This window comes from Robinsoniella sp. RHS (assembly GCF_001029355.1).
Taxonomy (GTDB): domain Bacteria; phylum Bacillota; class Clostridia; order Lachnospirales; family Lachnospiraceae; genus Robinsoniella; species Robinsoniella peoriensis.
Window position 1 is genome coordinate 76,629 of record NZ_JNGB01000002.1, and the last position, 11,642, is coordinate 88,270.

The 11,642-nt window shown below is 37.8% G+C and carries 10 protein-coding genes and 1 tRNA gene; all 11 read right to left on the reverse strand.

The genetic code is table 11. From position 1 onward, the window contains the following. Positions 1–230: 230 nt before the first annotated feature. Positions 231–824, reverse strand: a complete 594-nt coding sequence (locus tag RHS_RS01660) for a stage II sporulation protein M (RefSeq protein ID WP_027294701.1) — start codon at positions 822–824, stop codon at positions 231–233. 71 nt (positions 825–895) lie between these two features. Further along, positions 896–1,372, reverse strand: a complete 477-nt coding sequence (locus RHS_RS01665; RefSeq protein ID WP_047832172.1) for a hypothetical protein — start codon at positions 1,370–1,372, stop codon at positions 896–898. A 939-nt stretch (positions 1,373–2,311) separates the two neighbouring features. Then, positions 2,312–2,545 carry a hypothetical protein gene (locus RHS_RS01670; RefSeq protein ID WP_027294703.1) on the reverse strand — a complete coding sequence of 78 codons (234 nt, stop codon included), beginning with the start codon at positions 2,543–2,545 and terminating at the stop codon, positions 2,312–2,314. A gap of 80 nt (positions 2,546–2,625) precedes the next feature. After that, positions 2,626–4,422, reverse strand: a complete 1,797-nt coding sequence (locus RHS_RS29875) for a sensor histidine kinase (RefSeq protein WP_395020986.1) — start codon at positions 4,420–4,422, stop codon at positions 2,626–2,628. A 211-nt stretch (positions 4,423–4,633) separates the two neighbouring features. Then, a complete protein-coding gene (gene rny, locus RHS_RS01680) occupies positions 4,634–6,175 on the reverse strand; it encodes a ribonuclease Y (RefSeq protein WP_027294704.1) in 1,542 nt (513 codons plus the stop codon). A gap of 232 nt (positions 6,176–6,407) precedes the next feature. After that, positions 6,408–6,478 (reverse strand) — tRNA-Gly (locus RHS_RS01685). A 109-nt stretch (positions 6,479–6,587) separates the two neighbouring features. Next, on the reverse strand, positions 6,588–7,196 hold the full coding sequence (locus tag RHS_RS01690; protein ID WP_027294705.1) for a regulatory protein RecX: 609 nt from the start codon (positions 7,194–7,196) through the stop codon (positions 6,588–6,590). A gap of 2 nt (positions 7,197–7,198) precedes the next feature. Then, on the reverse strand, positions 7,199–8,245 hold the full coding sequence (recA, locus tag RHS_RS01695) for a recombinase RecA (protein ID WP_044297046.1): 1,047 nt from the start codon (positions 8,243–8,245) through the stop codon (positions 7,199–7,201). Between the two features lie 315 nt (positions 8,246–8,560). Continuing rightward, positions 8,561–9,541 carry a D-alanyl-D-alanine carboxypeptidase family protein gene (locus RHS_RS01700; protein WP_027294706.1) on the reverse strand — a complete coding sequence of 327 codons (981 nt, stop codon included), beginning with the start codon at positions 9,539–9,541 and terminating at the stop codon, positions 8,561–8,563. Positions 9,542–9,813: 272 nt separating this feature from the next. After that, the gene (locus RHS_RS01705) at positions 9,814–10,944 is read right to left on the reverse strand and encodes a cell wall metabolism sensor histidine kinase WalK (protein ID WP_047832173.1); all 1,131 of its coding nucleotides are present in this window, start codon (positions 10,942–10,944) and stop codon (positions 9,814–9,816) included. After that, complete coding sequence (vanR, locus tag RHS_RS01710) at positions 10,934–11,632, reverse strand: VanR-ABDEGLN family response regulator transcription factor (protein WP_027294708.1); 699 nt, start codon at positions 11,630–11,632, stop codon at positions 10,934–10,936. The genes RHS_RS01705 and vanR overlap by 11 nt, the downstream gene beginning before the upstream one ends. Positions 11,633–11,642 lie beyond the last annotated feature (10 nt).

An 11,642-nucleotide genomic window follows, 5' to 3' on the forward strand; every position in this document is an offset into this window, starting at 1 on the left:
GGAATTATTCTAAAAAGATAAGAAAAATCAAGGTTACGCGTGTCCCTTGATCTCCCCGCAGCTAATATTATGTTAACATTATAATAATATTCCTGCATAAAATCAAATAGTTTTTTTACACAAAAATACCTAAATTTACAGCAATAGACCTGAAGATACCAGATATCGCCTCGACTCTATTGCTATGTACCACATATGGTAAAAATTCGCCATTATATTTCCTTTTATTTTCAATAAATCTTCAAAATCTGTCTTACGATCCAGGGATTGATATAACTTTCCGTGAATATGCCCAATAACATAACCCCTAATGTTCCCACTAAAAGCAGAACATAGTTCCATTCGAAGGTTACATTTCGATTATGGTTCTTATTTTGAAACCTTTTGATTGCTTTTTCATAAACCGATTTCAAAAATACTAAAAGTGCAGGAATATAAAACAAACAGTGTGGCAGGATTGACGCAATGAAAAACAAAATCCCAAACATGCCGATTTTCAATACGGATAATGTAATTACTACTCCTGCAGAATATCCTAGCCATACCAGAAAAATAAATATACATGGCAGTCCGGCTACAGTATACCCCAATAACCATAGCAGAAGAATCCACTTTAACCTTCTTTCAAGCACAAAGAAGAAGAAACTGTTCAAATCCAGCTCCATATACTTATACTGTCTGATAAAATAATTGCTTAGTATTCCTGTCTGATTAATATAAACATCCCCCGCAAAATTTGTCCAGAGGATCCCCCCCAGAAAACCCAGAAAGAAAACTCCGGCAAATATCCAAAAATGTTTCCCTATCCAATCTATTTTTTTCATCTTTAAACACTCCCGGCCCTTTACTATTATTCTATGCCGGGAATGTCCATATCATAACAAGAAAAGCCAAATCAACACATTACGATAATCTTATCCGGTGTTGTCTGGGGCGGAATACTCCTGGTCGTAGCGCCATAAAATACAATAAGCAAACGATTTCGTAAATTACATGTAAACCGCTGTCCATTTGGAGTCACCACATCTGTTCCACGTCCAACGTTCAGTTTTAAGGAATTGTTCACTGCTTCCAGGCGATTGTTAAAATAATCTACCATTACATTTTCCTGGGGTCTTTTCTCCGTAATTATCACAGCCTGATACTGTGGAGGGTAAATTAACGGAACCGGAAGGTTCACATCATAAAAAGCAGCCACATTCATGCCCCTGCGCAGTCTCTTTTCATTCACCACATAGGTATTTGGCGAAATTATAAAATTAACCACCCCGTTGTCTGTCAAAATCGACACGATCTGCTGACAGCATTCATTTCCAAACATCCGTATATCCTGGATTACTCCGTATACAGCAACGTAATTAGAATTTTCCATCTAAAACAACCTCACTTTCTGCTTTCATTTATTATATGCCGTGGAAAATAACCTGTGAAGAACAAAATTCGGCAAACATATCTCCTTTTCCCCACTACAAATTTCAATTTTCTGCAAAATTCCCGTAATTTCCTCTTGATTCTTTTCTCTTTTTGTTTTATTATAAAGATGTACAAAACATACGAGGCATACATGTCACGAATGATAAATTTATAAAGCACAAAAGACCGCTTATCTTAATTGATATGCAAAGTACAAATGATAAAAACACAAAAGACGAAAAGATTCGGTAAAGTACAAAAGATTTTAAAAAATTACAGAAGATAACATCAGAATATCTGATAAATTAAACAGGATAACTTACAAAAGATTGAGAAATACATAGGAAAACCTACAGATGATTTATTGAGGTACACCGGATAACTTACTAATGATTAATTGAATTACACCAGACAACTTACTAATGATTGATTAAGATACATAAGACAACTTACTAATGATTGATTAAGATACATAAGACAACTTACTAATGATTGATTAAGATACACAAGATAACTTTGCTAATGATTGATTAAATACACCAGATAACTTACTAATGATTGATTGAGATACACAAGATGACTTACTAATGATTGATTAATATACACAAGATAACTTACTAATGATTGATTGAGATACACAAGATGACTTACTAATGATTGATTAACATACACAAGATAACTTACTAATGATTGATTGAGATACACAAGATGACTTACTAATGATTGATTAAGATACACCAGATAACTTACTAATGATTGATTAAGATACGCCAGATAACTTACTAATGATTGGTTAAGATACACCAGATGACTTACTAATGATTGATTAAATACACAAGATGATCTACATAAGAGAAACAAAGACAGCTGATTTAGCTGTCTTTTTATTTTCTATACTTTATGCAATTTCCTGAGATTCTGTTGAAGCTAAGATAATCTGTTCTATCTCTTCCAGGGTTTTCCCGTTTTCTACCATAAGATTATATAGTCTGCCAACTTCTTCTTCTCGCTTTTGCTGTTCCAATGTCTCTTTTAATGCCAACAACTCGTCCAGTTTTCTACTGGCCTTTGCTACCTGCTCGTCTACATTTCTGATCTGTTCATCCAACTTTCTTCTGGGTCCTCTTGCCATTTTACGCCTCCTATGGTTATTTATGGTATTATTATATGCCCGCCATATTCATTTTATGCGTAAAATTCCAACTGATGACATCATCTTTTATGGATCAGAATCGTAACCACAGTCCCCTTACCCAATTCACTTTTAATGGTAAGATCACCTTTACACTGTGCCTGCAGCCTGTTTTTCACATTTTCAATTCCAATGTGGGAACGTCCATCTTCTTTTCTATGATACATATCGAATCCTGCCCCGTCATCAGACACAGTAATGATTATTGTATCTTCCCCATTCTTTGTTGAAATCGTAATCGTTCCACCCTCTGCCTTTTTTGTCACACCGTAACGAACTGCATTTTCTACTATCGGCTGTATCGTCAAAGAAGGTAATTCAAAATCATATGTTTGAATATTGTAATGAACCTTTAGCCGACTGCCGAACCGCAGCTGTTCCAATGCCAGATAGTTTTTAATGTGATTCAGCTCCTTATGAAATGAAATGAGAGAGGAACTGGTCAGCGAATCCAGATTCTCCCGCAGAAAACCGGCAAACTCTCCCACCGCCTGCTCTGCCCTGACCGGATCAATCACACACAGTTGTTTGATAGCCGTTAAGGAATTATAAAGGAAATGGGGCTGGATCTGACTAATAGCAATAGCAATACGATTTTGTGCAAGCTCCACTTCCAGTATTCTGGCATTTTTAATATCATTTATATTTATCTGTATGCAGCGCAGCATATAAAAAAATTGAATCAGCATAAACAAACCATACGAAATTTTTGTCATAAAATAAGTTGGTGTATAATTGGTGAAGTAATTTACCACATCAAAACCACATAATAGTAATACACTGCTTACCAGCAGCAAAAATTTAGCCTCTGAATTTTTATAAAAAACGGTTTCATATACAAGGCATCCAAAAACAATCACAATGCTGATTCCCATTATTACTAACAGTGGACTAAGCAAATCATATCCATCATATATCCCCAATCCCTGACAAATCAGATAACAAACCGCAAAACCGATTTGTATATAGACACTGATTATCAATGGAATTCTCGTCTTACCACTCAAAAATTCCAGAATATACATACAAAAAAGTGGCATGACCATAGACAGGCAAATCATACTTAATATATTATTAAAAATATTGTAAGGAATGATCAGCGATATAATTTTAAAGTCGAAGAAAAACCACAAGCCGCTTATGATAGCTAAAAATGCAAAATAAAAAGGTCTTCTGGAAAAAGGCGTTTTCATAACCCGGAGGAAAATTAAGATAATCAGCAAAAGACACCCTAAAAGGAAAATGCCCCCACCCAGGAACACCGATAATCCTACTCTGGGAAAAATCGCAAGAAATAAAACTCCGGAATCTCCGGACAATATTTGTTCTATGAAAAGGTTATATACAGTCTTCACATTGTTTGGATAAATATTTTCAAGCACAATTCTTATCTCATCACTCGTTTTGATACCAGGAGAATTGAATATATCCCATGTATTTCCAGGAGATTTAGAAAATCCAGGATAAGTTCCCGGTTCACCAAAAGAATAGATTTGATTTTCATCTTTAAATATTTTCACTTTGATATTAGGAATCCGAAACAGCAGGCTTTGACTTTCTTTAATCTCCTGGTCAAAACGTCCTGTCAATGTAACTTTACTGCTCTGATTCGCATCTATAACAGTGCCTTCTCTGAATTCTTTCGGTGTCAGATCAGAATTACTTTGATAAGTACCGGTAAAGTAAACCCGTTTCAGGTCATTCTCAAGATGTTTAAATTGCTTTTCTTCATGTAAGGTATATGTTAAAAAACACATTGCGTAAATCAGCAAAACACCTATTAGGATTGCCAATGACTTTTTTGTCCGAGTTTCCAAGTATATCCCTCCCTCTGTTCAGAAAGCATTTCATATAACATAACATTCTTAACGACCATTTTTATCTTTAAAGATAAAAAAGTGCATCATCGATAATAAAATTATCGTGACACACTTTATATAATAACTACATAGATTAATAAGTAATCGTACTTCTTTTATATCTGGAATACGCTGTATTTTAAGCTGCTATTGCAGCTGCACAGGATTCCTATTTCGCATAATCAACTACACGACTTTCACGTATAACGCTGACTTTAATCTGTCCAGGATATTCCAGTTCAGCTTCTATCTGCTTTGAAATATCTCTCGCCAACAGCACCATGTCGTTATCACTGATTACATCCGGAACTACCATTACGCGAATCTCTCTACCCGCCTGAATTGCAAAAGACTTGTCTACCCCTTTGAAGGTATTTGTAATATCCTCTAACTGTTTTAATCTGTTTGTATATGTTTCCAGAGTCTCTCTTCTTGCACCCGGACGCGCTGCAGAAATAGTATCTGCTGCTTGTACAATACATGCAATTAAGGATTCTGGTTCTACATCGCCATGATGTGATTCTACTGCATTGATGACTGTAGCGGACTCTTTATATTTCTTACATAAGTCTGCACCAATCTGAATGTGTGAGCCTTCAATTTCATGGTCAATGGATTTACCAATGTCATGCAATAAACCTGCGCGTTTTGCCATTCTGACATCCACGCCGATTTCTCCTGCTAATAGACCTGACAATTGTGCCACTTCTATGGAGTGCTTCAAAGCATTCTGGCCATAGCTGGTTCTAAATTTCATTCTTCCAAGTAAACGTACTAACTCAGGATGGATGCCATGTACACCAACTTCCAGAGTTGCCGATTCACCTTCTTCGCGAATCATCGCTTCTACTTCTTTTTGTGCTTTTTCTACCATTTCTTCAATTCTAGCCGGATGAATTCTTCCGTCTACAATTAACTTTTCAAGTGCTATTCTTGCAACTTCTCTTCTAATTGGATCAAAGCCTGATAAAATTACTGCTTCTGGTGTATCATCGATAATCAAATCTACACCGGTCAAAGTTTCTAAGGTACGAATATTTCTACCTTCTCTACCAATGATTCTTCCTTTCATTTCATCATTCGGAAGCTGTACCACAGAGATTGTTGTCTCTGCTACGTGGTCTGCAGCGCATTTTTGAATGGCTGTGACAATGTACTCTTTTGCTTTTTTGTTCGCTTCTTCTTTTGCTCTACATTCCATTTCTTTAATCATACGGGCTGTATCGCTTTTTACTTCATCTTCAACAGTTTTTAAAAGATAATCTTTTGCTTGTTCGGAGGTTAGGCCTGAAATTCTCTCCAGTTCCTGTACTCTCTTTTCACTAATCTTTTCAATTTCAACACTCTTTTTCTTTAACTCTTCTTCTTTTGCTGTTAATCCTGATTCTCTGCGTTCAATTGCATCCGCTTTCTTGTCAATGGATTCTTCCTTTGACAGTACTCTTTTCTCATAACGCTGTAACTCTGCTCTTCGCTCTTTTGTTTCTTTGTCGAGTTCATTTTTCGTCTTTAATGACTCTTCTTTGGCCTCAAGTAAAGCTTCCCGTTTCTTCGTCTCCGCAACTTTTAATGCATCATCTATTATTCTTCTTGCTTTGTCTTCTGCACTGCCGATCTTTTCTTCGACAATTTTCTTTCTATATGAAATAGCAGCAAACCAAGTAATAATAGTTATAATCACAATGATTACAACAGCAATGACAAACCACATTGCACTCGGCACAGGAGCACCTCCTTATTAAATTTTCATTGTACAAATACAACATACTAATTTTATACTATTTTCACAAAGAAGTCAACATAAAACATAGAAACCTTATAACATTGACCAAATTTCCTTTTTTGATTTAAAAACAAACATTTTGACAAGAATTCTTAGCAATTTTTTCCGGTAAAGTGCGGCACAAAACAAAAAAAGCGCCTGTAAATCAGGCACTTTTACAAGCAGATAAGGGGAGTCGAACCCCCCTCTTCGGCTTGGGAAGCCAACGTTCTACCGATGAACCATATCTGCATATTATTAGTATAGCACGAATTATTTAAAAATCAAGAAAAATTTCAATAAAAAGCACTCCATTAAAATGACTATAAAGTCTCAATTGGAGACCGCTGGCTGGCGGTCCCTAATCATATTCTCTTCCACGGATAACTTTGCTGATATCACTGGCCTGAAATCCTTTTCTCATTAAGAATCCATAAAGCCTGTTGATCTCTTTGGGGTCTGCCGTTTCTAAATCCACTCTCTTCTTAGCCACCCATTTACGGATCTGTTCTGTCTCGTCTTCCGGTTCCTTTTGTTCATAAATACTCTGGATCTGTTCTTTGGATATCCCTCTTCGCAGCAAGTCCTGAACGATTTGCTGTTTACTCTTGCTTCCTGTTCTTCCATCAATATAATATTGTGCGTAACGGTTGTCATCAATATAATGAAGATTCTTTACATAATCGATTGCCCTATTAATTGCTTCTTCCGGATAACCGCCCTGCTTTAATTTTGTTCGAAGCTGATATTCAGTCCGGTCCATGGATTTCAGCAAATAAATACACCTGATCTTCGCTCTTTTTGTCAGCACTTCATCTATAATTTCACGATAGGTTTCATCGCTGATTTCTTCATCTTTTTTTATCTTATAACGATACAGCTCGCCTTTGTATAACACAAATGCAAGCTGTTCATCGATATATACACGGCTTTTCGCTTTCGTAACCGCTTCTATATTCGTAATAATCATCCTTAATCCTCAGTAACTTCTTCCTTCACAGGAGCTTCCGGCTCAGCGCCTTCTGTCAATCCGTAATTCACTCTTACTTTTTCTTCAATCTCTGCAAGAATCTCCTGATTTTCCTTCAAATATGTCTTGGCATTCTCACGACCCTGTCCAATCTTGGCATCATTATATGCATACCATGCACCGCTCTTATTGACAATTCCCAGATTTGCTGCTAAATCAAGAACATCTCCTTCTTTTGAAATACCCTGTCCAAACATGATATCAAACTCTGCTTCCTTGAAAGGAGGTGCAATCTTATTCTTTACAACTTTAATACGTGTTCTATTTCCCACTACTTCGCCGCTTTGCTTTAATGCTTCAATTCTTCTTACATCTAAACGAATGGAAGAATAAAACTTTAATGCTCGTCCACCGGTAGTTGTCTCAGGACTTCCAAACATAACACCGACTTTTTCACGGAGCTGATTGATGAAGATTACAATACAATTTGATTTGCTGATTACCGCAGTCAATTTACGCAGTGCCTGTGACATCAGACGAGCCTGCAGACCTACGTGGCTGTCTCCCATGTCTCCATCAATTTCTGCCTTAGGTACTAATGCAGCTACGGAATCCACAATAATAATGTCAACTGCCCCGGAACGTACCATGGTCTCAGTGATTTCCAAAGCCTGTTCTCCATTATCCGGCTGTGATATATATAAATTGTCAATATCTACACCTATATTTTTAGCATAAGCAGGGTCTAACGCATGTTCTGCATCAATAAAACCTGCAATTCCGCCTATTTTCTGAACTTCTGCAACCATATGTAAAGCAACTGTGGTTTTACCACTGGACTCGGGTCCATATACCTCTACGATTCTTCCCTTGGGAATACCGCCTAAGCCAAGAGCAATATCCAGGCTTAGAGAACCGGTTGGAATCGTCTCTACATTCATATTTACGCCGGACTCTCCCAGCTTCATAATAGCCCCTTTACCAAAATCTTTCTCAATCTTACCAATTGCCGCATCCAGGGCTTTTAATCTATCTTCCTGCTGTCCCATAACATTTATCTCCTTTAATTTGCAAACTTATGTTCGTTTTCTATACCCATACTATTATATTTCGGTCAAAATGTCAACCATTATTTGAAACAATCTAAGCCATTTTCAAAACAATTCAAACCATAAGCGCCACCCCATTTACTTTTATTTTTCTGCATTGTGAAAATCGGCGAAAGTGCCATTGATAATAAGAATTTGTGATAGCTATATGCATCACGAAATGAATATTCTCATATCATATATTAATCTGCGCATATTGTCAATTGTTTTTTTGCATTTTAAATTAAATGTTATCGGTTTTGGGAAGCTTTCTGCTCAGTTTATCTGTCCCAGCTGATTATAGACAAAGCGGGCATCTTCCACATGAAAGGGATCTGTCTCATGGCTGCCTTCGGCTCCCGCGGTGACGAGAACATATTCTCTCCCATTTACTTTAGCCAGACTTGCAAGGCATAGACCTGCCTCATCTGTAAAACCCGTCTTTCCTCCCTCTATCTCTCCTCCGCTGATTTCTCCGGAATCCACATATGGTGACAATGTGCTGTAGAAGGTAATTCCTTCCGGATGCAGATTCGTTGCCGGTACAGAATGCATAAAAGAAGTAAATACCGTGCGGAAATTTTCATTTTGCAATGCGTGTTCCAGTAAAATAGCCATATCTTTCACAGTGGTATAGTGATTGACGTCATGGAGTCCGGTTGTATTGCTGAAATGGGTTCCTGTCATCCCGTAATCAGATGCTTTCTGATTCATGATTTCAATAAAAGATGATTCACTCCCTGCAGCGTAGTCAGCCAGTCCGATACTGCATTCCGCACCGGAGGGCAGCAGTGCCCCGTAGATCAGGTCTATGGCAGAAACTTCTTCCCCCGGTGAAAATCCTGCCATAGATGCCCCTTCTTCATATAATGAATCAAATTTGTCTGGCTGAAGTGTAACTGTCTGCTGCAGATCTCCTATGGTTTCTATTGCCGCAATTGCTGTCATAATCTTTGTCAGGGACGCAGGATAGATTTTCTTATCACTTTCTTTTTCAAATAATATTTTCCTGCTCTGCAAGTCAATCAGAAGCGCTGAGGCACTATAAAGCCTGTCTCCGTCAATATCTAATCCGCTATCTTCTTGGTTGCTTATTAACTGCATCGTCTCATCTGAATCCACTGTTTTACTGCTGTCTGCCTCCTCCCCCAAATAGCTGTCTGCCAATTTTTTCATTCCAAATGCACTTACCATTAAAAGTATTGCTATACAAATGATCTGCAGACCATAATGCCTTCTTCTCTTTCGTCTTCTCATGAATACACACCTCCGTTTTCTTCTTGCTTTTATAGTAACAGCAAGCATAGAAAAGTGTGTAAAACCAGACTTAGGACTCCATTAACATTTTCCTGATACTTCCTTTGCATCTTTATCAGTACTTCAGGAATCCTAAATAGTATCATAATAAAAAATTAAGAGTTTACTTCTCCATCTGACCGCTTACATAAAAACAAGAACATTTCACCAAAGCTGTTTCCCGGTTACTCCGGTTACTTCGTTTAAATGTTCTCATTTTTAATATCCCCGTACTATATTACCATTAATGGCAGTTCTACCGAAAAAGTGGTAAAAATTTCATCGCTCTGTCCATAAATTTTACCTCCGTGTGCCAATACAATTTCTTTTGCAATGGCAAGCCCCAGTCCGGCTCCTCCCGTATTGCTGGATCTAGCCGAATCCATACGGTAAAACTGTTCAAATATTTTCATGAGCATGTCATAAGGGATCTGGTCACCCCGGTTGCGAAACGTGATCCGTACATTGTTTTCTATTTTTTCTGCTTTAATTTCAATAATTGTATTTTCATAACTGTAGGCAATTGCATTTTTAAGGATATTATTAAAAACCCTTGCCAGTTTATTTGGATCCCCTTGTATCAACAGGGATTCATCTGCGTCCACCCGGGCACGCTTATTCTGTTCCATCAAGACCGGATAAAACTCCTCTGCCATCTGCATCAGCATATAGGCAAGATGGATCTCTTCTTTCTCCAGTTCAATGGACTGCATGTTAAAGCGGGTTACATCAAACAATTCATTAATCAGCTGTTCCAGCCGGTATGCCTTTTCCAGCGTTATCTCCATATACTTGGCGCGCTGTTCCGGCGGCATATCCGGTAATTCCAGCATCAGGTTCATATAACCAATTACTGAAGTAAGCGGCGTTTTGATATCATGCGCCAAATATACCACAAGGGAGTTTTTCCGCTGCTCTGCCTCAAATACATCTGCTGCGCGTTTTTTTAAAGTTCCTTTGACCTGATTCATTTCTGCTTCCATGAAATCCAGCTCGGGTGACAACCGGATTGGTTCTTCGGATTCCTGCAGCAGTTTTTTCATGCCCTGGCGGATTTCATCAAAATAGCGTGTGAACTTCAGCAGTGCGATATAAAATAAAATCAGAATTAATATAATAAATCCAGCCATCATCAGATAATCTTTGATATTGCGAAACACTTTCTGATAGACATTCACAGCCTCCATATAATCCAGATCAAATTTATTCTGGCACCAGGCAACAAAGCCTTCCGCAAAAGGTTCCTGTAAGATGCCGTCGATCACCATATACTGCAGGCAGGCACCTATTAAGATTGCAAATAATGCAACAATAAAAACCTGCTTTACAATCTTTCGTTTCAGCCTTGCAAACTCATTTTTCAATTCGATATCCAACTCCCCACACCGTTTTAATATATCTTGGATTTTCAGCGGAATCTTGCATCTTTTCCCTTAGATGCCTGATATGCACCATTATTGTATTGTTACTGTTGGAAAAATATTTATCGCCCCAGACCTCCTGGAACAGTTTATCTGCGCTGACTACCTTCCCCTTATTTTCGCATAGAATCCAGAGGATTGAAAATTCAGTAGGGGTCAGTGATATTGGTTTTTCATTCAAAATACATTCCCTGGTGCTCTTATTAAGCTCCAGACCCGAAACAATAAGCACATTATCCTGACTTTCATAGCTCCCCTGATTATAGCGTGTAAACCTGCGCAGCTGGGCTTTTACCCTGGCTACCAGTTCCAATGGCCGGAAGGGTTTTGTCATATAATCATCTGCCCCTAGAGTCAGACCCGTAATTTTGTCAATCTCATCTTCTTTTGCAGTTAACATGATTACCGGATAGTTATGCTTTTCCCTGATCTTTCTGCAAATTTCAAAACCATCTCCATCAGGCAGCATCACATCCAGTATTGCCAGATCAATATCTCCTGATCCAATACATTCAAGTGCCTCTTTCGCTGAGTAAAATTTGTAAACATTGAAATTTTCATTTTTTAAGTAGACCTCGACCAGATCCGCTATTTCTTTTTCATCATCTACAACTAAAATATTCTCTGACATATCCCCATCA